Raw genomic sequence first — 25524 nt, 5'->3', positions numbered from 1 at the left:
CTATGGCGAAACTCACACATACTTTTCCTATCAATTTCACCGGCGGCATTATTTCGCCGGGGTATCTGCTGGAAATCCTGGATACTGCCAGCGCCGCGCAGGCCACGCATATCCGTTTTGGATTGCGGCAGCAACTACTCGTAGACATCCCTGATAAATGTGCCGCTTCATTTAAAAGTCAGTGCGCCGAAAAACAGATCAACTTTGCCGACACGCCTAATATCATGAGTTCTTATCCGGCAGCAGGTATTTTCATTCACAACAGCTGGTTAAGTGAAGGCATCTACAAAGATGTGTTTAATCTTTTTGACTATGCCCCGGCATTGAAGATAAACATCTGTGATAGTCAGCAAACCTTTGTGCCCTTATTCACCGGGCATATCAACTGGATTACTTCTCCCAACCTTCATTACTGGTATTTATATATCCGCGTGCCGGGCAGTCAGCAGTTATTTGCATGGCCGGAACAAATCTATACCAACAATATTGCAGCGGTGAGCAAACAAATGGAAACCGCGCTCAGCAATGGTGATTCCCCTGAGCAGGTATATGCACACATAAAAAAAACGTTGACTTATATCAGTCGCGCTAAAGATAAGGAACCAGACCTGCCGGCATTTCATTTACCTTATTACGAAGGATTTAATAAATACGATAACAGCTACTGGCTGGGCATCTATCGCCGCGATGAAGATTTCCCCATTCCTTTTTTGAAAGAAGCATGTACTATTTGTCTGGAAACCCGCACCGGACAACTGTATGCCACTCCCTGGAAATCACTCATCATTAAAAATATAGATGCCATTCACCGTACGCTATGGGATTATGTGCTGGGCAAGCATGGTATCAATGTTCGCCATGCAGCCAATGAACTGAACTGGCAGGTAGAAGACAACTGTGAAGATGGCCTGATTCTGAAACGGCATATCATCCGTTATTTCGACACCGCCGATGTACGTACCTACGGATTGTGTTTCAGTGTGAGAATCAACCGCCCCGCCAGTCTTTTTGGTACGGTAGTGATCCGCAAACAGGAAAACAAACATGGCAGCAAACTCAAATACATGCAACGCTATGATATCCTGTACACCGCTGATTACAACGCCAATTCCGCACAGCTGCTGCTATACCGCGAGGGGGTATCTAAAGAGCACCTGGGACCTTACATTGTTGCATTGTGCAAAACTTTTTATGAGCAGAAAAGTGAAGCGAATGTGCTACAGCATTATGTACGGGAACAGCAATCGCTGGTAACGATACCGGTGGTGGAAAAACAGGTATATCAATGCCGGCATTGTCTTACCGTATATGATGAAACCGTGGGAGATGCAGAACAGCAGGTACCTGCAGGCACGCTGTTTAAAAACTTACCGGGAAATTATGAATGCTTCGTATGTGCGGCGCCGTTAAGTGAATTTAAGGAAGTGAATGAGGCGACATTGCATGCCGCCGGGTAGTTCCAAGAGGTTTAAATATCCCGGATGATAAATTTACACCGCAAATTCAATACTACTGCCGTTTTCCGTGTCAACAAGACAATCTATCCCTACTTTTTCCGCAGATTTAGCTAATTTTGCCAACTTCAGCGCCGCAAACAGGTGTGTTCCGCAGATCATGTTAGCAGATATTCATAACGAAACCGATGCACGGCAATACCGAATCGCCACTTCTGTATTCTTTTTTATTTCCGGATTAGGTTATTCTTCCTGGGCATCCAGGATACCTTCTATCAAGCAACAGTTGCACTTAAATGAAGCGCAGTTGGGGGCCGTATTATTTGCTCTGCCTATAGGCCTGATGCTCACTATGCCTGTTACCGGCAAGCTGCTGGGTAACTTCAGCAGTCGGAAGATCATGATGTTTGGCGCCATGGTATTTAATGTGGTACTGAGTTTACCTGGCTTTGCCAACAGCATTGTACAACTGGCGCTGGTATTATTCTGCTTTGGTTCAGCCCGTAATCTGCTGAACCTCTCTATGAATGCCCAGGCAGTGGCCGTGCAGCATCTCTATTCCAGGTCTATCATGACTACCTTTCACGGAATCTGGAGTGTGGCGGGATCTGTGGGAGCACTCACCGGTTTACTGATGGTGACTATGAACGTAGCACCCTCCTATCATCTCCTGATCGTCAGTGTGCTGCTCCTGGTATTCACGGTTTATTATTACCCCAAAACATTCCCAGATCAACCGGTAAAAAGTACGGTAAAAAAGCCAGCCTTTTCTCTGCCAGATAAATCATTGCTGAAATATTCGCTGATCTGCTTTGCCTGTATGGCTACCGAAAATACCATGTACGACTGGAGTGGGTTATATTTTCAGAAAGTAGTGGGTGCCAGCAACGCTACTGCGGTAGCGGCGTTTGTAATTTACATGGTGGCTATGACCACCGGGCGTTTCATGGGTGATAAACTGGTAAAACGTATAGGGATCAAATCTATCCTGTTATATAGTGGCTGGCTTATCCTCATCGGCTTGCTGCTGGCCATTTTGTTGCCTTATCCGGTTACTGCCGGCATAGGATTTATTTTTGCCGGATTAGGGGTTGCCTGCGTGGTGCCGCTGGTATTCAGCCTGGCAGGTAAATCAAAAACCACCAACAGCGGACAAACACTTGCCTCTATTTCCTCCATCGGCTACATGGGATTCCTGGTAGTGCCACCACTGATCGGGTTTGTAGCCCAGGCTACCAGTCTGCGCCTCTCATTTGCTATTATGGCAATATGCGGACTGCTGATTGTATTAATGGTAAGAAAGCTGGAAGAATAGCGATCCAGCTTTTAGCTGTTAGCCATTAGCTGTTAGCTGTTAGTAAATGCAGCGGAACAAACAGGAGAGCTGAAAGCAGAAGGCGTAAATCCATTGAAGCGGAGATATAAGCGTATGAAATCGCAGTTGTATCCACTTCAATAATTTTATGTTTTATGCTTTATGCTCCTCCTGAAAAATCTGTTGTATCTGCTTGATTTCTGCCGCATACATGGTTTTCTTCCTGGAACCGAAATACAGGGTATTTTCTGTGATCGGATCCCCTTCCCATACCAGCTGTAGTTTGCCGGCGGCAATTTCCTGTCTGCATAAAAAATCAGGTACTACAGAATAGCCGGTTTCTCCGCTTAAACAGCGGATGATGGAGCACATGTTAGGCACAATATAATTGGGCTTGAAATCAAGATGATGCTTAAAATTCAGTTGCCAGAACTTCTTCAGGTGTTCCATATCAGCTGCGGTGCTGTACCAGATCTGTTCTTTCAGCCAGTTTTCAGCTCCGGTAAGGTCCTTCTTTTTTAAAAGGGCTGTCAGTCCTTTTGTATCGGTTTTCTCTCCTGCTATCAGTACAATCCGTTCTTTGGAAAACGGATGAAATTCCAGGTTCTTCTGTTCTCCCTTCTGCGGGGTAATGATCAGGTCCAGCAATCCTTTATCCAGGTCATGGATCATCTGGTGATATTCTCCGAATTTGATGATAACATTAAAAGGCAGGGTGGCAATATACTTTTCCAGTGTGTACTGAAACGTTTCAAAACACATCCCGATGCTGATGGTAGCCCGTTCTGTTTTAGTACTCTTATGAAAAAGCTGTTCTGCATTTTCCAGCTTTAGCAATGGCTCTTCTACAAAGTTGTAGATCACTTTCCCTCTTTCGGTGGGCACCAGCTTTTTTGCCGAGCGGTCAAATAGTTTATACCCGGTATATGCTTCCAGTGAGTTCAGGTGCAGGCTCACCCCCGGCTGTGAGATAAACAGTGCCTGTGCTGCGCCGGTAAGCGTTCCATGTTCGTAGATGGCTTTAAAGGTGCGTAACCATTCCAGATCAATCCCCATATACTATCATTTTTCTGATACAAAGGTATAAGTTAAATAATTATGATAATGAATCTTTTTGGGTCAATTTTGCCTTATCAAATCAAGAGAACATGCTTTTTACAAACTATAAACTAGGCAGACTGGCCCTGAAAAACCGGATCGTGATGCCGCCCATGACCCGCTCCAGGGCGGCGAAAGGAGAGGTAGCCACCGCTTTAATGGCGGAGTATTACCGTCAGCGTACTTCAGCAGGACTGATCATCAGTGAAGGCACACAAATCAGCCGGCAGGGACAGGGATATGCCTGGACGCCAGGCATTTACAGTCCGGAACAAATAGCGGGCTGGAAGCAGGTAACAGATGCGGTACATGACAATGACGGGCTCATCTTCGCACAGCTGTGGCATGTGGGTCGGGTATCCCATACGTCCATACAGGAAAACGGCGCTGCACCGGTAGCTCCTTCCGCCATCCTGGCAACAGGCGTAAAAGTATTTGCTGATCCTGCGGGCAAAGGAGCCGAAAATGGGGCTGGTGAAATGATACAGCACTCTATGCCCCGGGAATTGACAAAAACAGAAATTAAGGCCATTATAAACGATTTTGCACAGGCAGCTAAAAATGCAATCGCTGCCGGCTTCGATGGCGTGGAACTGCATGGCGCCAATGGCTACCTGATAGAACAGTTTATTGATTCACAAACCAATCGCCGGACAGATGAATACGGTGGCTCCCTGGAAAACCGCCTGCGTTTTCTGAAAGAAGCAGTGACCGCCGTAGCTGCCGCTATCGGAAAAGATAAAGTAGGCGTACGACAAGCCCCTTTAACCACATTAATGGGCGCTATGGATGACCATCCGGAAGAAACCTATATTGCTGCCGCAAAAGTGCTGGAAGAAATCGGCATTGCCTATATACACATCGCGGAAGCCGACTGGGACAATGCGCCGGTAATGCCGGTGACTTTTAAAGCGGCCTACAGAAAAACATTCTCCGGTACGCTCATTTACTCCGGCAAATATACCGCCGAAAGAGCCATGGGAGCACTGAACAAAGGATGGGCAGATCTGATTGGATTTGGCAGACCATTTATTGCCAACCCCGACCTCCCCTATCGTTTGCAACATCACTTAGCACTGAACGAACCAGACAAAACAACTTTCTTTGGTGGTAACGCCAAAGGCTATACGGATTATTCTACCATTAAACACACAGCAGATGTCGTTATTTGAGCCATTTTACAGCAAGCACCTGATACTAAAAAATAAGGTCGTGATGGCGCCGATGACCCGTGCCCGCAATCCAAACGGGATTCCGAATGAAATGAATGCGCTGTATTATCAACAAAGAACCAATGCAGGATTAATTATCACAGAAGGCACTTCCATTTCTGCCACAGCTGCAGGTGTATTGCACATACCCGGACTGTTTACGCAGGAACAGGTGGAAGGCTGGAAGCTGGTCACACAGGCTGTTCATGAGGCTGGCACTAAAATATTTACGCAGCTCTGGCATGTGGGCAGGGTGTCTCATACTTCCAATCAGCCCGGTGGCATCGCACCGGTGAGTGCATCCAATATTGCTGCTGCGCATTCTTTTGCCTGGGGCTATGATGAAAACGGGAAAGAAAGTTTTGTGCCCTGTTCTACCCCACGCGCACTAACTACCGCAGAAGTAAAAACAGTAGTACAGGATTTTGCCAAGGCAGCTACCAATGCTATTCTCGCTGGTTTCGACGGCGTAGAACTGCATGGCGCCAACGGCTACCTGATAGAACAATTTCTGCACCCGCAAATCAATAACCGCAAAGATGAATATGGTGGCAGTATAGAAAACCGCAGCCGTTTCCTGCTGGAAGCGATTGACGCCAGTATTGCCAACATCGGTGCAGATAAAGTAGCCATCCGGCTTACGCCTTATGGCGGTTTGCATGAAATGCCGCACTATGAAGAGCTGGAAGCAACCTATAGTTACCTGGCGAAAGAATTAAGCAAACGCAATATTGCCTACCTGCACATCATGGATCAAAAGTCAAGAGGCAGCTACGCTTTACCTGATGGCTATCTGGCCCGGTTCAGAAAACAATATAACGGTACCCTTATCCTGACCGGTGGAATGGATAAAGAGAAATCGAACCAATTTTTAGCAGATGGACTAATTGACCTGGCCGGATTCGGAGAAGCATTTATTGCCAACCCGGATCTTACTGCCCGCCTGAAAAACAACTGGCCGTTGAACGAACCAGACAGGAACTTACACTATGGGGGAGCAGCACATGGGTATACAGATTACCCGGCGTATGAAACAACAGAAAAGGCTTAAATAAATGAACCCGCCACTACGGCGGGTTCAATGACTAAAACAAAACTTGAGCCATTGGGTAACCGGCTATTAGCATACCCAAAAAGTTTCTCCGCAGCTGATAAACCGCGTTGTTGGCAATGTGCGCTGTTTATCTGTTTCCTGCGGTGCTTTGCTCAAACTTGCCACCGTGATTTTTGTGAGCTTCAGTTTTGAATTGATTTTCTTTTTCATGATTGTACAGATTATGGTTAATTGAATCTACGCAAAGAACCTATCAATAACAATCACGTAAAAAGGGGATTTATTATTGTTGTGCCCCCTTACTGATCTGATTATTTACAATCCGGGCCTTACCATCTATATCCAGGCTCCCATTCACTTCTGCCGAAATCACTACCCCTGTATTTTTCGCAGGGGAATTTGCGGAAATATGCAGATCAGGTAATGTAGTACTGATCAGCAAAGGATCCGCTCCATATACGGAACCGGCATCTGCACCGGAAGCTGTTTTCCACGCTGCAAAATCTGTAATGACATTATCTTTCGTACTTCCCCAAATCCACTGCGGTGTGCCGGTAGTATAAAAAAGGTTATTATCTATCACATTGCCGGAACCGGTGTTGGTATACTTATGTATAAATATATCTACCGGCCTCGCATATACGATATTATTTTTGATCACATTGTCAAAACATGATTCTGTCAACCTGATCTCTCCTTCAATTTCACCAAAGGCGCCCACTTCTTTGTTATTAAACAGCAGCGTATTGTTCAACACATAACAGTTACGGGTACCACCCGAAGTGTAGCCCAGGTAACCACCCAGGTAAATACCGGTGCGCCAGCAGTTAAACACAAAATTATTTCTGACGATACAGTTGCTGGTAGGGTATGCATCGTTTTCGCTTACAATCCCGATACCGCGATCGGCTTCATGTATGCGATTTCTTTCTACGGTAATATTCCTGGCGCCGTCTACATAAATAGCAATGGCGCCGTGTCCGTGTGTACCACCTACAGGGCCACGCGTCATATCAATGTTATACAATTCATTATCGCTGATCACACCGTTTCGGGCGTAATTAAAAGCAGGATTGGTGTTGGCAGCATAACCACCTGCTGCATCAATGCCGATATTTTCTGTATTGTAGATGGTATTTCTGCGGATGGTAAAGCCATCTACATATCCATTAATAGTAAGGTTTTCGCTGTAGCCTGTTTTGGTATCATGGATGATATTATCTTCTACCAGGATATTCTTCATCACGTCAGCGGTATTACCAATGATTTCTATGCCATGACCGCTTCTTCCCTGGGAAGGATCTACATTATGTTCGATGTTATAAATTTTATTTTTACGGATGATGATATTGCCGGATCCTGCGTTGACGGTGATACCATTTACGCTTGCCCAGGATACGCTACTCTTTAGGTTACAGATATCAAACCCCTCCAGCACTACGTAGCTGACGTTACTGATAGTAACGAGGGCTTCCTGACCGGAAACTGTAAGTCCGGTACCATCAATAACGGCTTTTTCGCCAGCATATGCTTTTAGTGTAATTAGTTTTTCGAGGCGGCCCGCTTTGGGGAAAGATACTTTTTCGTAATAATTACCGGCTCTCACAATAACGCTGTCGCCCGGGATAGCCTTCGCTAAAGCGCTGTTGATACTACGCATGGGTGTACCAATAGCACCATTTGCGGCATCATTACCGGTAACAGACACATAATAGGTATGTGTTGTTGCAGTTACAACGGGTTCGGTTGTACTGCCTTTACTACAGGCCCCTGCAAGGAATGCCAATAAGAAAATATACATGTTCCTGTTTAACATAGTTATTAAAGTATAAGGCGGCAATACGATGTATTGCCGCCCCGGGTTCGCATATAGATTATTATTCTGTAACTATTTTTCTTACCCTGTTATTATTCTTATCCAACACATACACGATACCTTTTTTATCCACCGCCACACCCATAGGTGCATTGAAAGAGGCGGCTTCTCCGATAGCATCTGCAAAACCAGCTTTACCGTTGCCGGCATAGGTAATTACATCCCAGGTATTAGCGGAGATAAAACGGATACTTTCATCCACATTAGCACCATAACTACCGTTGCCTGCTACATAAATATTGCCACTGCCATCAACAGCTACACCCCATGGATTGGCAAACCGTGCTGCGGAGCCAATACCATTTACAAAGCCAGGAACTCCGGTGGCGCCAGCAATCACACTACGAGCCCAGGTACCTGCTTTAAACTGAAGAATGGTTTGATCTCCATAGGCGGATACATAAAGATTACCCGCTTTATCGAAATTCATACCACCAGGATTATTAATGCCACTGATAATCTCCTGGCTGCTGCCATCCGGCTTCATTTCGATGACGTTTCCTGCACCAACACTGGAATAATATACTTTTCCGGTTGTTTTATCTACCGCTATATTCCACGCCTCTGCAATGGCATTTCCCAGTGTAGTGGTAGTCCCATCCGGTGTAATTTTACGAATAGCTCTTCCCGGATCCGCTACATATACATTTCCTGCAGCATCAGTAGCTACCCCGTATGGAATCCCAAAACGCGCTGTCGGTCCTTTTCCATCGTCAGTACCCGTGCTGCCCGGAAAGCCAGCCAGCACACTCACGTTGCCTACACTATCGATTTTACGGATGCAGGCATTACCCGGATCGGCTACGTATACGTTTCCGTTATCGTCTGTTGCTATCCCCATCATTCTGTACCAACCTTCTTTGTTAAATGCAAACATCGCATCTGTTCCTGCACCATCTGCATAACCTGCTTTACCATTGCCTGCCAGCGTAGTAACAGTTCTGGTAAAAATGTACCGGAAAGTACTGTCGCTGGTCACAGTGTCATTTCCAATTTTCACTACCACTTTACCGGAGCCACAACGCTTTGGCACCACTACCATAATTTGTTTGGTATTAGCGCCCACAATAGCGCATCGTTTACCATTGATGGTGACACTTATTTCCGAAGTATCTGTAGAAAAATTATTACCTGTAATTAATATTTCGGTGGTAGCTCCGCCCTGTGCCGGAATAAAGTCAGCTACCGAAATGGGTGAGCCTGAGCTGTGTTTTAAGTCATTGTCTTTTTTACAACCGGCCAATACCGCTGTCATCAAAAAACAACCCGTCAATATATATGAATTCAGTGACCTGATCATAGCAGTTAATTAAGATTGAATAAATAAAAGATTACCAGCCCGGATTCTGCATTAATGATCTGTCTCTTTCCAGGTCACCCTGGGTGATTGGAAACAGGTACATTTTGTTATTCCAAACTCTTCTCTGGAAAACAGTACGCTTATAATAACCGGTGAAAGAAAATCCAAGGTCATTGTCATTGGCATTTACATCCATGCCATAGATCACCTGGTTTTCCGGGTTGCCGAGCATTTTCCTCCGCAGCAGTGTAAACGTGCGATCACTTTCAAAGCAGAGTTCGACCTGTCTTTCTCTCAGGATAATTTTCCGCATCTGGTCTTTATTGCCCAAAGCGCCGGGATATACTTCTTCTATGCCGGGCAGTCCGGCTCTTTTCCTTACCATGTTCAGGTAAGTCACGATGTCGGCATTGCCGGGATCATATTCATTCAATGCTTCTACATAATCCAGCAATACTTCTGCATAACGGATAAGGATATACGGCCCGCGGTATGCGGTGTTATCAAGGCGGATATTATCATTCGGACTAATTCTTTTCAGCGGCAGGTAACCGGTGATGTTACTGCTCGCCATCGCTCTCTGGCCGGATTTACCGGTATAGTAAAACTCTTGTCTGCCTGTACCATTTATATTGTTGGTAGAGGAGTAATAGTTTTTGTCATCTACTGTTACTGCTGGTAATACCGGACGTCCGTTATAAGCGATATAGGCGTAGAACCGTGGCTCTCTTTTCACATACATGTTCCAGTCGCCCTGCTTATAATCCCAGTCGTGTGTACCATTGTCAGGTGAAAATCCTGTTTCCACATATCCCGAAGCCGGGTCATCAATGGTGCGGCCGTTATCCATTGAAAAAGCGTCTACTACGTTCTGTGTAGCATTGTATATGTTATAACCACCGGGTCCGGGAGAGGCGCATTTGGTGAACCCCCAGCGGCTCCAGTCGAGACTGGCCAGGATGATTTCATCATTCCAGGAAGTAAGGAACAGGTCACGAACGGAAAGGTAAGGATCCACATTACCATTTTTATCTGTAGCGGTATATAGTTTATAACGTGCAGAGTCAATAATATCCTTTGCTGCTTTGGCGGCAATCCTCCATTTATTGGGATCTGCTGAAACTGGTGCCAATGCAGTTCCATCCAGATTTTTGAAGTTACTGAAATCGGGATTACCATTCCATAAGGGACTGGCAGCCAGTTGCGCTGCTTTCTCTTTAATGGCCATGCAGGCGCCTTTGGTGATTCTGCCTAGGTTACCGGAAGAACTCCACGCGGAAGGCAATCCTGCTGCAGATTGATCCATCAGGCTATTGATATTGGTCACACAGGCATCGAAAGGTGCACGGGAAAATTTACTGTAATCTTCATCCTGTCCCAGCAGACCAGGTACAATTACATAGGGACCATATTTTCTTAGCAGCAACCAATAAAAGTAACCGCGCAGAAAATAGTTTTCTGCTTTGTACTGCTTTTTTAAATCCTGGCTTAGCTGTATTTCCGGTACCTTATCAATATTCTGTTCAAAGATGAAAGTCTTCCGAATGAACGAATACTGCGTCCCCCAGTTATCCCAGGGTGAATTAGAGGGATCCCAGTTGCCCGATACCATGTTTCTTACCGCAACGGTAGGAATAGCGCAGGAGGATTCGTCCGAAAAGCCAAGGGTAGCCCAGTCGCCACCATCCGGGCCACGCAGGCCGGTGTAAATATTATTCAGATAGGCTTCTGCGTTAGCCTTTGTTTGCCATATCTGGTCTTCTGTTAACAGGTTATCCGGTTTCTTGTCCAGGTATTTGCTGCAGGATACCAGGCTAATGGAGATAATACCACAAAAGAAGAGAAACAGGTATTTATATCTGGTCATAACATGATCTTTTTTGCTTGATTAGAATTGCGCTCTCACGCCAATGGTCACTGTTTTCGGATAAGGATACTTGGCTGAGTTATTACCCAGTTCAGGATCCCATAATTTAAACTTCGTGAAAGTGAGGAGGTTGGTAGCTGCACCATACACCTGCAAGCTGCTGATACCTCTGCGCTTCATCTGAGGCGTAATAAAAGAGTAGCTGAGGGAGGCCTGTCTGAGACGCATAAAACTGCCGTTCTTCATCCACCAGGTACTGTTTAAATAGTTATTATCGCTGGTACTTGCCTGAGTTAATCTTGGATAATGCACGTTCTGGCTGGGATTATCAGGCGTCCACCTGTTCAGCATGTCTGTAATGCCGTTAGCCGGATACTGACCCATCCCTGCAAAAGGCACCACACCTACGCCAGGCGCACCATCCTGGTCATGGGATATTTCTGCTCCATTTGCCATAATGCTTACATCCGCCACACCGGCGAAAACAGCGGACAACTCAAAGTTTTTATATCCTACATTAAATCCATAACCATATGACCATACCGGGAAGTATGACTTGCCAAGATAGGTTTGATCGTTGGCATCTATTTTTCCATCACCACTTAAATCAGCATACTTTATATCACCAGGATATACCTTTCTTGTTTGCGTAGGACTTTTATCTATGTCCGTTTGATCTACAAACAATCCCAGGCTCTTATACCCGTAAAACTCACCAAAACTATGGCCTTCCAACTGTTGATAAGGGAAGATCGCTTTAGGCCTGTCTGCATACAGGATCTTGTTTTTAGCGTAGGTAATGTTACCAAATACGCGGAAAGTAATGTCTTTGCCAATACGATCGGAATACTCTACACTTCCATCGATACCTTTATTTTCCAATTCCCCAAGGTTACCATAGATGTTAATACCACTATAACCACCAATAGACGAAATAGAGCTACGTTGCACCAGGATGGAAGTTCTTTTATCGCGGAACGCATCCACCACCACATTCAGCTTATTCCAGAATCCCAGTTCCAGGCCAATATTTGTTTTAGCTGATTTTTCCCAGGTAAGATTCTGTGTACCAATTACAGTAGCGGCGATACCGCCATAATAAGTAGGAGTGCCAGAACCACCAAAAGAGGTGCCGTTAGCACCTTCCAAATAGGTCAGATAGCCAAAACGGTCGGCACCATTTCCATTTCCGATCAGGTCATTACCTGTCATACCATAAGAGCCTCTGATCTTAAGCAGACTGATTGTTTTGGTCAATGGCTGGAAAAAATCTTCCTTTGAAATGACCCATCCTATGGATGCTGCCGGGAAATATCCCCATCTTTTTCCTTTCTCAAAATTTTCAGAACCGGTAGCGCCCATATTCACTTCCGCCAGGTATTTATCCATATACGAATAAGTAACCCTGGCCGCAGCATTCTGACTGCGGAAAGGAATGGATCTTTTCAGATTATCGGCAGATCCTATTAACCTGTTCCGGAGGGCTCCTACCACCAGCGCACCTATGTTATGTTTGCCAAAGCTACGATCGTAATTAACGGTACCTTCCAGGTACATCATGCGTTCTCCCTGAGAAGAGGAACTATAATAGAGATAGGTATCGCCTGTACGGGTACGCTCAAAATTCAGGCTACCATCTTCGTTCCTTCTGTCAGCATACCAGAGATCATTCGCTCCACTCCGGCGGTTATCAAATTCACCATAGGTATCAAAAGAAAATTTGCCGTTGGCGCTCAAGCCAGGTGTAATAGCATCCAGTTTCTGATTAAGACTTAACACGGATTGCACAGAAGGTCTGAACTCTGTGGCATATCCGGAATTTTGTACCAGGTTAAAGGGATTGGTGCCTCCATTATTTCTGGGACCAGCCCATTTATTACCGGGGTATTGAACAGGGAATGAAATAGGATTAGTGCCATAGGCAGAGTACCAGATGGCGCCGGCAGAGTTGCCGGGATAGCGGCTGTTCACCAGCATCGAAGCAAGGTTAAGGGAAAGAACGGTTGTTTTGGTGACATTCAGATCTACATTGCTTCTGAAATCGTATCTMTTAAAATTAAGGTTGGGATTATATTTTTCTTTAGATACATTATATTGACCATCCTGGTTGTAAAAGGACATGGAAACATAATAACGCATGGCTTCTCCACCACCGCTGACGTTTACATTGGCATTGGTCATAGATGCCCATTTCTTGTAAATAGTATTGAGCCAGTCCACATTGGGATACAAATAAGGATCCAGTCCGCTTTCTGTTTTCCTGATTACTTCATCAGAATAAGTTGCTTTATTCCCCATATTCACCTGCGCTTCATTATACAGCTTCATATAGGTAACTCCATCCAGCATCTTAGGTAATTGCGTTAAACCACTGAGACCAGTTTCTGCTTTAGCGGATACTTTGGGCTTACCGGCAACACCTCTTTTGGTAGTAATGATCAGTACCCCATTAGCGCCTTTGGCGCCATATACCGCCGTAGCAGATGCATCTTTCAACAGGGAAATGCTCTGAATATCTTCGGGATCAATATTATTAAAAGCCCCACCATAGGTGCTGTTTACATCTTCTCTTTGCACCCCGTCTACAATAACCAGCGGAGAGGTGCTACCTGTAAAACTTCCGATCCCACGAATGGTAAAATTAGGATTGTCGTAGCCTGGTTCGCCACCACCACTCTGCATGGAAATCACACCGGCTACTTTTCCCACCAATGCATTCGTTAAAGAACGAACCGGCGTTTTCATATCTGCCATGTTTACAGAGGCCACAGAACCGGTAACTGTTACCTTTTTCTGTGCCCCGAATCCCACTACCACTACTTCATTCAGCTCATCCACTTTCGCAGCCAAACTGATTTTCAGCGTTTTCTGGCTACTCACCCGAACTTCTTCCGGCTTCATACCCATCATCGCAATTTTCAGGATCTCGTCTTTTGCCGCACTAATAGAAAAAACACCCATTACATCGGTAACGGTGCCTTTCTTTGAATCTTTTACGGAAATAGTGGCACCGGGTAAAGGATTACCATCGGCGTCCATTACAAGTCCCCGGATAAGCCACTCTGCCTGTTTTTCCGTTGGAGCAGAAGCTGGTGCTGCAGAAACAGATTCCTGCGGCGCCGCTTTCTTATCCAATACAATGCGGTTCCGCTGTACAACATAGCTGATGTTTTTACTTTTGAAAATAAAGTTCAGTACATCATCCAGTTTGGCTTGTTGAAAATTGAGTGAAATTTTCTCCCCATCATTCAGCAACTGATTGCTGTACACCAGCGTGAGACCAGTTTGCTTTTTAATGGCACGGAATACCTGCAGCAGCGATACATCATTTCCTGTAACAGTAACAATGGACTGTAATGAAGGCGTTGGAGCTTGTGCCTGCACAGTGAAAAATGAAGTACATACAAGGCCGCATAGCACCAGTAAGCGTACCACTCTTCGCATAGCCAGTTGGCAGTGGCGTATACTTTTTCTCATTCGGGAATTGTTTACAAGTTAAAACGATTATACAGCAAATGGCATTTACAAATGCTTATCAATAGAACTACATCGATTTTGCAAAAACGGGTGACAGGCAGAGCGGACTTTTTTTTTAATAAGTATACCCTTCGTAGGTGATGTTCACAGCAGTGCCTGAACCTGGCCAGATAAACTTGGTGTACCAGTTACCTTCACTGGTAATTCTTTGCTCTACTCCCGGCTGTACAGGCAATCCGTAAAACGTAACGGTATGCGAGCCATAATAATAAGCTGTTTTGGTATCCGACTGGAACTGCACCTGCACGTCACCGGTGAAAACAGATACCCAGTTCATGGTCACCACCAGGCTTAATGCCGGATACGGATTAAACACGATGCTGGCTACTTTAGCAGATGGGCTAAAATGCCGTACAGCAGATGGCTGAAGGTGGCGACTGTGGTCACTGGTAGCCGCTTTTACGGTGTTAACAGACTGCCATCCTATCATCAGGAATAGCACAGGAAGTACAATGAACTTTTTCATGTTCGTTCAATTTTAGATTTACGGTGAGGAAATACACATTGAGAACAACAGTTGAAAAGCCCATCTCTGTTTTTACAAAGTATACGGGAAAACAGCATACTTACATGCACGAATGCTTTTCAGTATAACTACTCGTTTTCGGAAAAACGGGTGACAATCTTAAGGAGTTATATGGAGAATATTTACTTCAAAATAATTTCGCTGCCGGATAATTGATATTCCACATGCGCGGTGGTTTTAAGATCAGATAAAAAATCATCTAACCTGTTCCTGTCCATCAATCCTGTAACGGACTTGCCGGCAAATTTATCTTTATCCATGACGAAGTGCATCCCATAGAAACGGGTGGCTTCCTGTATAAGCGAAACCAGCGGCATCCGGTGATAGTAGTATACACCGTTGCGCCAGGACAATACTTCTTCTTCATCAAAATGACTGGTGGTAAATCCTTTATCTGTGCCGTAGTCGGCTTGTACACCAGGTTGCAGGATTTGTTTTTCCGTTCCCTTACCATGGGCGATGACAGCACCTGATACCAGCGAAGTTTTCACGGTGCCGGCCTGATAAGTATTAATATTAAAAGCTGTACCCAATACCTGCACACTGTTCAATGCAGTACGCACGATAAAAGGACGCTGTGCATCCTTTGCTACATTAAAATAAGCTTCTCCTGCTACATATACTTCCCTGGAAGACTTCCCGAAACGAAAAGGAAAACGTAAACGGGTGGCGGCATTCAGCCATACCTCTGTTCCATCGGACAGGGTTAATTTATAACTTTCTCCCGCAGGAACATCCAGTGTATTTTGTACGGTATCTGAAGAGGTATATTGTAAAGCGCCGTTGCTGGTATTCAGCGTGGCATTATTTAAAGCGATTGTTTTGGTGCCGCTGTCTTTACTCAGCTCAATAGCTTCTCCATGGCTCGTCAGTAGTCGTACCGGCTTTTTTTGTTGTTGCTGCACGGCAGCAGCAGAATAGTATACCCGGGTAGTTTTATAACGAATAAAAAAGACAAGAATACTGCTACCCAGTAACAGCGTCACCGCTGCAGCGATCATCAGTTTTTTCAGGGTCACTACTCTGGCGGCTACAGGATCTTTTCTTTGTTCCCTGATGGTATTCAGCACCGCATCTGAATTAATACGTTGTAGGTAGCCGCCGGCATTCATGCTTTCATCTTCCTTCACCAGCAAATCCCACTGAGCTTTAAATGCAGGATCCTGTTGCAGTTGCTGCTGCACATAGCTTTCTTCTTCTGCAGAGAGTGTACCCGACAAACGTTCTATATATAATTCAAATATTTTTTCCGCTGCTACTTCCATGATTGTTAACAAAACGCGGGCTAATACCCTTTATTAATGATTGCATGACGCAACACTTTCAGCCCCCGCTTTAAATGGGTTTTGAAAGAATTGATACTGATGCCCATCTCATCTGCCGCTTCCTGATATCGCTTACCATGTATATATACCATTTCTATAGCCGATCTTTTTTGGATGGCCATATCATTTATAGTCGTCAATACCTGTTTATAATAATCTGGTGAAACCTCCGGGATGCCTACACAAGTTTCTTCCTGCAACTGGGAAAATGCTGCGTGTTTCTGCCGTTCCGCCTTTTGCTTTTTCAGCAGTGTCAGACAACGGTTTTTAATTGCCTGATGCAGGTATCCTTTAATATCACCATTAAATTGAAGATATAACTTTCTGTCCCAAATATCCAGGAAGAAAGTTTGAACAAGATCATTTGCCTCCGCATCATTACGCAGGAACCAATAAGCATTCACACAAAGCAGCTTATGATACTTCATAAATAAAGCATCGTATGCGGTGGCATCTCCGTCCTTTAGCCGTTCAACCAATTCTATGTCTGAAGGATGATTCATTTAACAAGACAGCCTTATTAGTGATAATACTTTACAGGTGACATAAACACATAACTATTCTTATTGCTGTATGCAGACAGCTGGTTACCGATTCTGATGATTATAAATGATATTGGAAGAAATCTACTTCTTCCATTGTTCAACTGCTGTTACTAAAGATTTTGGCTAAATGACTTCTAAATTGAAATCAAGGTAAATAATAAAATTGTAAAAACATAAGGGTATGTTAAAAAAAGTAAAAGCCCCGGCAAAGTATGCCGGAGCTTTTTTTCACAGGGGTTTCAGTAGACAGCTTATAACTTAAAGAAGATTTTTTTCTTATATAACCAGTAGCACAGTCCCCATTCCAGTCCAAGCACGGCAAAGGCGGAAATGATTTCCTGTATACTTTCCGGTACCCCCACCATTCCAGTGAAGCCTTTTACAAAAATACCGATGGCTCCATTGACCCATTGTACACCTACTGTTTCGAAAAAGAGGTAAATAAAAATAGCGTTCATTCCTACTACTGTGGCCAGCCAGGCATACCGCACATTTTGCTTTACATCTATGATCCAGTACAGCAATGCCAGTAATAACATCACCCAGCCTCCTGATGCCAATGTGAAAGACGAAGTGGCTATTCGTTTAATAATAGGGGTGATACCCGTCCAATCCAGCCCAAAACCGGCAATTAGTCCTATTGCTCCGGCTACCAGCAGTATTTTAATTTTCCCGGCAGATGACCGGCTGCTGATGAGCAACTTCCCCGCCAGTACTCCCCATATGGTATGTGCCGCGGTAGGTAAAAAATTAATGGTGACCCAACCGCCGCCATCATTTAATTTCCCCATCAGCACCATATCCATAAAAGATCCAAAATTATGATCCTGCACAAATGGCTGTTCATAACCAGGTACCAGTATAAAACGATAAAGCAGGTCGGTGGCCAGTAATAATAACAGACTTACCCCCAGCTGGAAGCCATAGGAACGGCGTATGATCAGGTAAGCAATGAGGGTAGTAACGGATAATTGTGTAAGCACATTCCATAGCTCCCATACTAACCTTCCTGCATATACGCAATGGAGGGCAGTACCAAATATAAACAACTTTAAACAACGTAGTGCAATATGCCGGAAGTTTTGTGACCAGGTAATGCCCTTTTGTGTTTTATAATAATAAGAGATGTACATGGCAGATCCGGCCATGGTCATAAACGCCGGCTGTACCAAATCCCAGGCCCGCAGGCCATTCCAGGGATGATGAAAAAATTGTTCTGTCAAAATACCGGCTATGCCGGCAGGATGCAACTGCGCTATCGACTCATATATGCGGGCACTTTCTCCTGCCAGGAGAATCATGATAATTCCACGCATCACATCCAGGGAAATCAGTCGTTGGTTGACATTGGTTGTACTGTTCATTATCCTGATTGTAGGCTTAAATTAATAATTATTCCGGCATATTTAATAAAAAAGATGGAGCGCCTTCGTCAGGAATAGTGCCCAACTGTGTTCCCCAATCGCTGGTAGTGGCCACCATGCCCAATCGTATAGCCGTACCCGTAAATCCTTTTATTTTTGACCGGTCCAGTTTTCCTTCAAAACGAAGTACGCCAGCAGCCTCTGATACCGTACCTATTGTAAAGAAATCAGTGCCGGATTGCGGATCAAAGTTGAACCCGGTTTGTGCCCCGCTATGATAATACATCGCCATAGGTATAGCCGGCGCCTTCAGTAACCACTGCCCTTCCAGCAACACATCATATGCACCGCCAGTAAAGAGTGACGTCAGATAACCGGTACCTGCATTATTGTCGCTGTCGATATAAACATCGAAGATCACCCCATCTGATTGCTTACCCATCATCTCCGCATAGAAGTATACATACTGTCCATCATAATCAAATTTGGCCTTTTTAAATACGCCTCCTTTCGGGCCAGCTACCATCATGCTCTGGCTGATAGTATCCCAATCAGCCAGGCTATTATCCGTCAGTTTCACCGGCGATGTTTTGGAGATCCTTATTACCGTTGACCCTTCGGCGGTCACCCCATCTTCCGAAGTAGCATACAGGGTAGGTACATACTTCCCTTTACCTTTATAGGTATGCACCGGGCTTTGATCAGTAGCGGTAGTGCCGTCACCAAAATCCCATTTCCAGGAAGTGGCGCCGGTAGTGGTATTATTAAACGTTACCTTATTTCCGTCTACTTCAATGGTGTACACTACCACTGGTGCGGGTTTCACATCATCTTTTTTACAGGCGGATGCTGCACAGAGCAGCAATAATATATATAGCAATTGCTTTTGCATGTTCAGGGAGTTTTAAGGATTCTGGGTGCATAGTTTATTCGTTTCTACTTCATCAATCGGGATGTAATAGATGATCTTGGGATTATCCGGCTGTATCAGCATATTAGGATAACCGGAAGGATTTTTAGCTGGGTTGATATCCGACTGTTTCAGTCCGGGTAGATGATAGCCCCAGTAAGTTCTGTTCATCGGTCTTTTATTCCGATAGAGGTCATAACTCCGGTGGCCTTCAAATGCCAGCTCCAGCCTTCTTTCCTTTAATACAATGTCCAGCGCCGACTTACCGGCAGGCAACTGCCGGTGATACAACGCATTGGCCAAACCACGGTTGCTGCGGATCATATCCACATCATCCAGTGCGGCACCGGTGTTACCCGCTTTGGCATTCGCCTCTGCCCTGTTCAGGTACAATTCCGCCAGCCGGAACATAATCGGGGAACTCAGCGTAGGACGGCTATCCTGCCCGGAGAATTTGGAGATATAGTAAATGTCTATGCCATTCTTCTGCTGTAATGCACCATTGTCATCTTTTAAAGGCACAATATATTTCCAGCGCACATCTTCCGGATTGGCCGACATGGTATCTCTCAGGGAAGCAGAAGCAAACTCCTCTCCCCAGCCGGAATTACCATCAGAATAAATCATAGAGGCAATAGAACCAAATTTGCCGTAGTCATCAGACTCGGCGCTAAAGGCCACACAAAAAATAGTTTCGCTACCGGAAATCGCCTTTGCAAACAAATCAGGATAAGTAGCCGCCGTTGTCAGCGAAAAACGGCCGCCCTCAATTACTTTATTGGCAAAATAAATGGTGCTGTCGTTCACTCCTTCATACAGGTAAGCCCGGGAAAGCAAGGCCCATGCCGCTTCGCGGGAAGCATACTGCGCTCCTCTTGCCTGCGTCATTAAATCCGCTCCCCGCCTCGCATCTGCAATGATCTGTTTATACACTTCCCCTACAGAAGCCCTGGCCTTCTGTGCCGGATCACTGGTGGAAGTACGTAATATAACACCCGGAGCAGCCGGATTTAATGTATACGGCATGGCAAACAACTTCACCAGGTTAAAATGACTGAAAGCACGCATAAAGTAACACTCACCCAGCAATTGCTGCGTAGTGGCGTCAGGGTTAGACAACTTCTCAACCGCTTCTATTACCGTGTTAGCATCATTGATGATCTTGTAAGAGATATACCAGAAATAACGTGTATTCGTTTGCGTTGGCGAATGATCCAGCGAGAAACTATAAAACAACGGATCTTCTGTTGTTTGTCCGCATACAATATCATCGCTGGCAAAATCAGACAACTGGAAATACTGACGCAGGTACATGTTATTATCATCGGTAGTACCATTAAAAGGCACGTGATCTTTAAGCAGGGAATAGGCCCCGTTCACGGCATTTCTCAGGCCTTCCGGTGAGCCGGTGATCGTTTCTGTGGTCAGCGCATCACTGGGATTTACATCTTTCATACAGCCGGTTTGCCATAACAACAACGGCAGTAATATCAATATTATAATAGCTGATCTCATGACAGGCAGTTTAAAATCTGAAATTAATGTTGAACAGGTATTGACGGTTATTCGGATACTTGAAATCCGATACGCCTGGCATCACCTGTGATCCGGGCGTGATAGTCGTTTGCGGATCCTGTCCCAAAAAATTGGTGAACGTATGCACATTGTCGGCTGTGAAACCTACAGTAACACCTTCCATCTTTAACCGGCTCACCAATGCATGCGGCAGTTCATAACTCAAACTGATATTACGCAACGCCAGGAAGCTCCCATCTTTTAAAAAGCGTGTAGACGTTTGCGTTGAATTCGCTGAATTCTGCGGACTGGGCTCAGTGGCATCATCTCCCGGCTTACTCCAGATACTGCTGCCTTTAGGCAGATTCACCTGGTTGTAATAAGGCTCGTTACCATCATTTTCCACAAAACGCAGATTGTTACTATATACTTTGTTGCCGGAAAGGAAATAGATATTCACCCCCAGCGAAATACCGTCATAAGTAAAGGTGTTGGTCATGCCTCCCTGGAACTTTGGCAAGGCAGATCCCACTTCCTGGTAAGTAGCGCTGGCATAATCTGAGGTAGCTTTCCTGCTGCCATCTTTATTGACGACTTCCCATAACGGTGCACCGGTTTGTTTATCCACTCCTAACCATTTAGGCATGTAAAATTCATACAGGTTACCACCGTTGCGGTAGATCTGTGAAATACTCCAGGTGGATTGTGTATTGATAATATTTGCCGGGAATTTCTGTAGCTTATTCGTATTGAAATTGATATTAAAATCGGTGTTCCAGCGGAACTTGCCGGCGCGAACATTCAGGGTACTCAATCCCAGTTCCACCCCATTATTCACCAGCTCTCCCACGTTTTCCCATCTGGTTTCAAAACCAACAGACAGCGGTTGCGATACCTGCAGCAACAGGTTTTTCGTGATGTTGTTATAGACATCTACGCTCAGGTCTATACGCTTAAACAAGCTGATATCAATTCCACCATTCCACTGGTATTTGCTTTCCCAGGTGAGGTCCGGACTGGGCAACTGCGAAGGAGTGGCAGCCGATTGCTGATTGTATTTACTGGACAATGAAAACAAGGCCAGGTAACGCGATGACCCGATGTCCTGTGTACCGGTAACACCGTAGCTTGCACGGAGTTTTACACTATTGAAAACAGCATTGTCTTTCAAAAAATCTTCATTACTCATTAACCATGCAGCAGATATAGCCGGGAAAGGAGCATAGCGGTTGCTGGAAGGAAAATTGGAGGAACCATCTACACGGAAAGATCCGGTAAGGAAATATTTATCCAGGTAGCTATAGTTCACCTGTGAGATGAATGATTGTATGATGGCCTCATTTACATTACCATACGCCTGTTGATTACGGGATACCACATTCAGGACCTTTAAGCCCACTGGCAGTCCTTTTCCGGAAGCGCCCAACAAATCGGTATTACTCCCTTCAAATGCCACACCTGCAAGACCACTGATGCGATGATTGTTCATATGAAAATCTACTTTCAACAGGTTGTTAGACACATAGCCATAGTTGAGGGTACTCTGTTCGTTCAGGAAGCCATCACCATGAAACTGTCCGGCTACCTGCGGTGAATACCAGGTTTTACTTTTGTTATAGCCGAGCGACAACCGGTTGGTACTCGCGAAGGTGAGCCAGCTGGTGATGCCGATGTTGAGTCCCATATCATAATTCACATCAAAATTTTTATAGGGATGCTCGGAATTCTGAATGGTATGAATCGGATTTACTTTATCACGCGACCACCATTTGAAAGGAGAGTTGCCATCTACGTAAAGGGCCCTGTTACTGCTATCGTAGGGGTTATCCCAGGGCATGTTCAGGTACGCGTAATACATGTCATTGTAGTCGTACGTTTTACCGAAATTACCACTCAGGTTAATGTTGTTGGTAAGACTGATATTTTTTGTAAAATGATAAGTAGAATTGGCTCTTAAGTTTATCCGCTGATAATTGGTATTCATAAAAGTACCTTTCTCGTTATAGTAAGAGAGCCCGAGGTAGTAATCTGACTTTTCTGTTTTGCCGCTGGCAGAGAGGTATACATTCGTCATAGGTGCGCGGCGGAACATATCTGTTAACCAGTTATAGTTTTGATTTTTCAATGCCAGCGGGCGTTCGTTGTAAAATTTGATCAGGTCTATTTTGTAGGAATTATCTGTTGCGCCTGGAATATAATCGCGGTAAAATTCTTTCTGACGCTCGTACAATTCGCTGCCATTCATCATATCCATGGTGCCGAAATCCGGGGTACGGAAGCCGGTGGTGATCTTCGCCTGGAATTGTGTTTTGCCGGTAGCGGCTCTTTTGGTGGTAATGATGATGACGCCTGCATTGGCCTGGGAGCCGTACATGGCTGTGGCGCCCGCATCTTTCAACACCGTTACAGTAGCAATGTCATTAGGATCATAGTTGCCGCCAATGATACCATCTACCACTATCAGTGGACTTTGGGAGGCATTCACCGAGGAGATGCCGCGCATGCGTATTTCGGCGGAGGCGCCGGGTACACCGGAGCTGCTTACCACTTGTAAACCGGCCACCTTGCCCTGCAGCATGGTGCCTACATCGTTGGTGGTCACATCTTTCAGCTTAGTGGCATCTACTACGGTAACGGCACTGGTCAATTCACTTTTCTTCTTATCGGAGTAGCCCACTACCACTACCTGGTCCAGCTGACTGTTGCTGGCATGGAGTGTTACCTGCATGCCCTGGCGGGCGGACAGTTCCTGTTTATCATAACCGGTAAAGGTGAAGACCAGTATTTCACCCGGATTGGCGGCAACGGTAAATTGCCCGCCACCATTGGTGGCATTGCCCCGGGTGCTTCCTTTTACCATCACCGTAGCGCCGGGCAGTAGTGTCCCATCTGCCGCCTTTACGATGCCAGATATTTTACCCAGGGTATCGGCAACAGGTAGTGGTGGCGATGATTTAGGGCGGATCACAAATACACCATCGTTGATAGTAAAGGTAACCGGTTGATAGAGCAGGCATTGCTCCAGAACGGATTGCACCGAAGCGCCGTTGACCTGCAACGTAACGGGGACGGTATTTTTAAGCGTCGACTCGTTATACACGATCGTGACGCCCGATTGCAGGATTATTTCTGCAAACACTTTTTGTAACGGCATATTTTTCACAGAGAGGGTAACCTGTTGTGAAAAACTCCTGGCGCTTACATGTAAGCAGGCAATCAGGATCAGCCAGGTGGTCATTTTCATAACCCGCAAAATTTTGGTTAATAAAAGTCCCTTGGGGAGAAATGGTATCTCCTTAAATTTTAAATGCATACTTTTAATAAGGTTTAGAATTCTTAAATGATCTTTTGCTCGATCTTACAGGATGCTGGACTTTGGCCGGGGGTGTGTCACCACCTCCGGTTTTCCATTGTTCAAAAGTTTACTTCATCTATTTTTTTTACAGGTCTTACGGTAATACAATTACTTTATTTCCATCTATTTTAAAGTGATTTGTTCCGTTTTCTTCCAATACGTGTAATACGGCTGATAAATTAAGATTCCGGCTGATCCCGCCACCATACAGTTCCTTACCGGGTGCGGTATTATATACTATTTCCACATCATACCAGCGGGCTATTTCCCGTAGTATGGTTGGCAGATCCATATTATTAAATACWAACAGCCCGTTTTTCCAGGCCATAATTTTATTGACATCGGCATCTTTTACCGTGAGCTGATGTCCGGCAAGTGCCAGTACGGCCTGCTGACCAGGGCGCAGGATCTGGTCCTGTACTTTTATTTTCCCATCGAGCAGGGTAGCGTTGATGGTGGGTTCATCGGCATAGGCCATCATATCAAAACGGGTACCCAGCACTACTACTTCCATTTCATTGGCCTGTACTTTAAAGGGCTGATTGGCTTTACCTGCTATTTCGAAATAGGCCTGCCCCTGCAGGATCACTTTTCTGTCGCCACCTCTGAAAGCAGTAGGATAACGGAGAGAGGAGGCGGAGTTCAGCCATACTTTGGTACCATCGGGCAGTATCAACTGGAATTGCCCTCCACGTGGCACGGTGAGGGTATTATACACCACTGCTCCACCGGCTTCATCGGCCTGGTAAGAGAGCTGCCCTTTTGTATTTTTAATTATGCTGGCGCCACCTTGTCTTCCAAGCGCGCCGTTGGCGGCATCATCCAAGGCAATGGTGCTGCCATCTGCCAGGGTAAGCAGCGCCTTTTTATTGGCGGGCTGCACTTCTTTGGCGGGTAGCTTAGCTGCTATTATATTTTTTTTGTGAGATGAATCCCTGAGCTGTAGCACGGCGATTCCTGCCACCCCTATCAATATGATGACCGAAGCCGCCACGAGGTAACGGCGGTAACGGATTGGTTTCACCCGTTCCTCCGACTGCATCACCGGCCGCAACCTGTTAAGTAAACGTTGTTCCAGCAATTGACGGTCTTCTCCCGGCTCCATTGGCAGGGGTACTTCACTATCGTCAAAGCTGTCGTACCACTCGTGGAGTGCACCGGCTTCTTCGGGCGTAGTGTTGCCTTTGAGATAACGTTGAATCAGGTCTTTTAAATGCTGCATAATAAGTAGAGTACAGAAATACCTGATCTACCCTTAGTCCGGATTAAAAT

Annotated in this window: 18 protein-coding genes; 4 read left to right on the top strand and 14 right to left on the bottom strand. The window is 45.3% G+C overall.

Translation table 11 applies throughout. The annotated features are described in order from the left end of the window. Nucleotides 1–2: 2 nt before the first annotated feature. Both AC1DCV_RS03980 and AC1DCV_RS03975 read left to right on the top strand, forming a co-directional pair. The gene (locus AC1DCV_RS03980) at nucleotides 3–1457 is read left to right on the top strand and encodes a rubredoxin (RefSeq protein WP_477021941.1); all 1455 of its coding nucleotides are present in this window, start codon (nucleotides 3–5) and stop codon (nucleotides 1455–1457) included. A 67-nt stretch (nucleotides 1458–1524) separates the two neighbouring features. After that, nucleotides 1525–2769 (top strand): MFS transporter, encoded by a 1245-nt coding sequence (locus AC1DCV_RS03975; protein ID WP_477021940.1) that lies wholly within the window; start codon nucleotides 1525–1527, stop codon nucleotides 2767–2769. Between the two features lie 153 nt (nucleotides 2770–2922). Here AC1DCV_RS03975 and AC1DCV_RS03970 read toward each other — a convergent pair whose 3' ends face one another. Then, the gene (locus AC1DCV_RS03970) at nucleotides 2923–3825 is read right to left on the bottom strand and encodes a LysR family transcriptional regulator (protein WP_477021939.1); all 903 of its coding nucleotides are present in this window, start codon (nucleotides 3823–3825) and stop codon (nucleotides 2923–2925) included. A 92-nt stretch (nucleotides 3826–3917) separates the two neighbouring features. On the opposite strand from AC1DCV_RS03970, the gene AC1DCV_RS03965 reads away from it, so the two are divergent. Beyond that, on the top strand, nucleotides 3918–5039 hold the full coding sequence (locus tag AC1DCV_RS03965; protein ID WP_477021938.1) for an alkene reductase: 1122 nt from the start codon (nucleotides 3918–3920) through the stop codon (nucleotides 5037–5039). Next, nucleotides 5026–6129, top strand: a complete 1104-nt coding sequence (locus tag AC1DCV_RS03960; RefSeq protein WP_477021937.1) for an alkene reductase — start codon at nucleotides 5026–5028, stop codon at nucleotides 6127–6129. Before AC1DCV_RS03965 ends, AC1DCV_RS03960 begins: the two co-directional genes overlap by 14 nt. 69 nt (nucleotides 6130–6198) lie before the next feature. On the opposite strand, the gene AC1DCV_RS03955 is transcribed toward AC1DCV_RS03960, so the two are convergent. The 13 genes from AC1DCV_RS03955 to AC1DCV_RS03895 form a co-directional block, all read right to left on the bottom strand. Continuing rightward, entirely contained in the window at nucleotides 6199–6342 is a 144-nt protein-coding gene (locus tag AC1DCV_RS03955) for a hypothetical protein (RefSeq protein WP_441572108.1), read from the bottom strand. 73 nt (nucleotides 6343–6415) lie between these two features. After that, complete coding sequence (locus tag AC1DCV_RS03950) at nucleotides 6416–7933, bottom strand: right-handed parallel beta-helix repeat-containing protein (protein WP_477021936.1); 1518 nt, start codon at nucleotides 7931–7933, stop codon at nucleotides 6416–6418. Between the two features lie 76 nt (nucleotides 7934–8009). Continuing rightward, complete coding sequence (locus AC1DCV_RS03945) at nucleotides 8010–9308, bottom strand: IPT/TIG domain-containing protein (protein WP_477021935.1); 1299 nt, start codon at nucleotides 9306–9308, stop codon at nucleotides 8010–8012. Nucleotides 9309–9339: 31 nt separating this feature from the next. Continuing rightward, nucleotides 9340–11175, bottom strand: coding sequence for a RagB/SusD family nutrient uptake outer membrane protein (locus tag AC1DCV_RS03940; RefSeq protein WP_477021934.1), 1836 nt, complete (start codon nucleotides 11173–11175; stop codon nucleotides 9340–9342). Nucleotides 11176–11196: 21 nt separating this feature from the next. Then, nucleotides 11197–14652, bottom strand: a complete 3456-nt coding sequence (locus AC1DCV_RS03935; RefSeq protein WP_477021933.1) for a TonB-dependent receptor — start codon at nucleotides 14650–14652, stop codon at nucleotides 11197–11199. A 115-nt stretch (nucleotides 14653–14767) separates the two neighbouring features. Then, nucleotides 14768–15178: a hypothetical protein gene (locus AC1DCV_RS03930; RefSeq protein WP_477021932.1), complete on the bottom strand. Its 411-nt coding sequence runs from the start codon at nucleotides 15176–15178 to the stop codon at nucleotides 14768–14770. A 182-nt stretch (nucleotides 15179–15360) separates the two neighbouring features. Continuing rightward, the gene (locus tag AC1DCV_RS03925) at nucleotides 15361–16503 is read right to left on the bottom strand and encodes a FecR domain-containing protein (RefSeq protein WP_477021931.1); all 1143 of its coding nucleotides are present in this window, start codon (nucleotides 16501–16503) and stop codon (nucleotides 15361–15363) included. Between the two features lie 20 nt (nucleotides 16504–16523). Further along, entirely contained in the window at nucleotides 16524–17066 is a 543-nt protein-coding gene (locus AC1DCV_RS03920) for an RNA polymerase sigma factor (RefSeq protein ID WP_477021930.1), read from the bottom strand. Nucleotides 17067–17359: 293 nt separating this feature from the next. Continuing rightward, nucleotides 17360–18472, bottom strand: a complete 1113-nt coding sequence (locus tag AC1DCV_RS03915; RefSeq protein ID WP_477021929.1) for an acyltransferase family protein — start codon at nucleotides 18470–18472, stop codon at nucleotides 17360–17362. 28 nt (nucleotides 18473–18500) lie between these two features. After that, nucleotides 18501–19364 carry a PKD domain-containing protein gene (locus AC1DCV_RS03910; RefSeq protein WP_477021928.1) on the bottom strand — a complete coding sequence of 288 codons (864 nt, stop codon included), beginning with the start codon at nucleotides 19362–19364 and terminating at the stop codon, nucleotides 18501–18503. 12 nt (nucleotides 19365–19376) lie between these two features. Then, nucleotides 19377–20897, bottom strand: a complete 1521-nt coding sequence (locus tag AC1DCV_RS03905; RefSeq protein ID WP_477021927.1) for a RagB/SusD family nutrient uptake outer membrane protein — start codon at nucleotides 20895–20897, stop codon at nucleotides 19377–19379. Between the two features lie 10 nt (nucleotides 20898–20907). Then, nucleotides 20908–24141, bottom strand: a complete 3234-nt coding sequence (locus AC1DCV_RS03900) for a SusC/RagA family TonB-linked outer membrane protein (RefSeq protein ID WP_477021926.1) — start codon at nucleotides 24139–24141, stop codon at nucleotides 20908–20910. 205 nt (nucleotides 24142–24346) lie between these two features. Continuing rightward, a complete protein-coding gene (locus AC1DCV_RS03895) occupies nucleotides 24347–25474 on the bottom strand; it encodes a FecR family protein (protein ID WP_477021925.1) in 1128 nt (375 codons plus the stop codon). Nucleotides 25475–25524: the final 50 nt, after the last annotated feature.

It is taken from the genome of Chitinophaga sp. 10T418 (assembly GCF_056394125.1).
The sequence above is the reverse complement of the archived record's forward strand: the minus strand, read 5'-3'. Positions and strand labels throughout refer to the sequence as shown.

What these genes read in the sequence shown, in the direction of transcription:
- AC1DCV_RS03980 (WP_477021941.1), top strand. Translation starts at nt 3, where the DNA reads ATGGCGAAACTCACACATACTTTTCCTATCAATTTCACCGGCGGCATT.
- AC1DCV_RS03970 (WP_477021939.1), bottom strand. Translation starts at nt 3,825, where the DNA reads ATGGGGATTGATCTGGAATGGTTACGCACCTTTAAAGCCATCTACGAA.
- AC1DCV_RS03965 (WP_477021938.1), top strand. Translation starts at nt 3,918, where the DNA reads ATGCTTTTTACAAACTATAAACTAGGCAGACTGGCCCTGAAAAACCGG.
- AC1DCV_RS03960 (WP_477021937.1), top strand. Translation starts at nt 5,026, where the DNA reads ATGTCGTTATTTGAGCCATTTTACAGCAAGCACCTGATACTAAAAAAT.
- AC1DCV_RS03955 (WP_441572108.1), bottom strand. Translation starts at nt 6,342, where the DNA reads ATGAAAAAGAAAATCAATTCAAAACTGAAGCTCACAAAAATCACGGTG.
- AC1DCV_RS03950 (WP_477021936.1), bottom strand. Translation starts at nt 7,933, where the DNA reads ATGTATATTTTCTTATTGGCATTCCTTGCAGGGGCCTGTAGTAAAGGC.
- AC1DCV_RS03945 (WP_477021935.1), bottom strand. Translation starts at nt 9,308, where the DNA reads ATGATCAGGTCACTGAATTCATATATATTGACGGGTTGTTTTTTGATG.
- AC1DCV_RS03940 (WP_477021934.1), bottom strand. Translation starts at nt 11,175, where the DNA reads ATGACCAGATATAAATACCTGTTTCTCTTCTTTTGTGGTATTATCTCC.
- AC1DCV_RS03930 (WP_477021932.1), bottom strand. Translation starts at nt 15,178, where the DNA reads ATGAAAAAGTTCATTGTACTTCCTGTGCTATTCCTGATGATAGGATGG.
- AC1DCV_RS03925 (WP_477021931.1), bottom strand. Translation starts at nt 16,503, where the DNA reads ATGGAAGTAGCAGCGGAAAAAATATTTGAATTATATATAGAACGTTTG.
- AC1DCV_RS03920 (WP_477021930.1), bottom strand. Translation starts at nt 17,066, where the DNA reads ATGAATCATCCTTCAGACATAGAATTGGTTGAACGGCTAAAGGACGGA.
- AC1DCV_RS03915 (WP_477021929.1), bottom strand. Translation starts at nt 18,472, where the DNA reads ATGAACAGTACAACCAATGTCAACCAACGACTGATTTCCCTGGATGTG.
- AC1DCV_RS03910 (WP_477021928.1), bottom strand. Translation starts at nt 19,364, where the DNA reads ATGCAAAAGCAATTGCTATATATATTATTGCTGCTCTGTGCAGCATCC.
- AC1DCV_RS03905 (WP_477021927.1), bottom strand. Translation starts at nt 20,897, where the DNA reads ATGAGATCAGCTATTATAATATTGATATTACTGCCGTTGTTGTTATGG.
- AC1DCV_RS03900 (WP_477021926.1), bottom strand. Translation starts at nt 24,141, where the DNA reads ATGAAAATGACCACCTGGCTGATCCTGATTGCCTGCTTACATGTAAGC.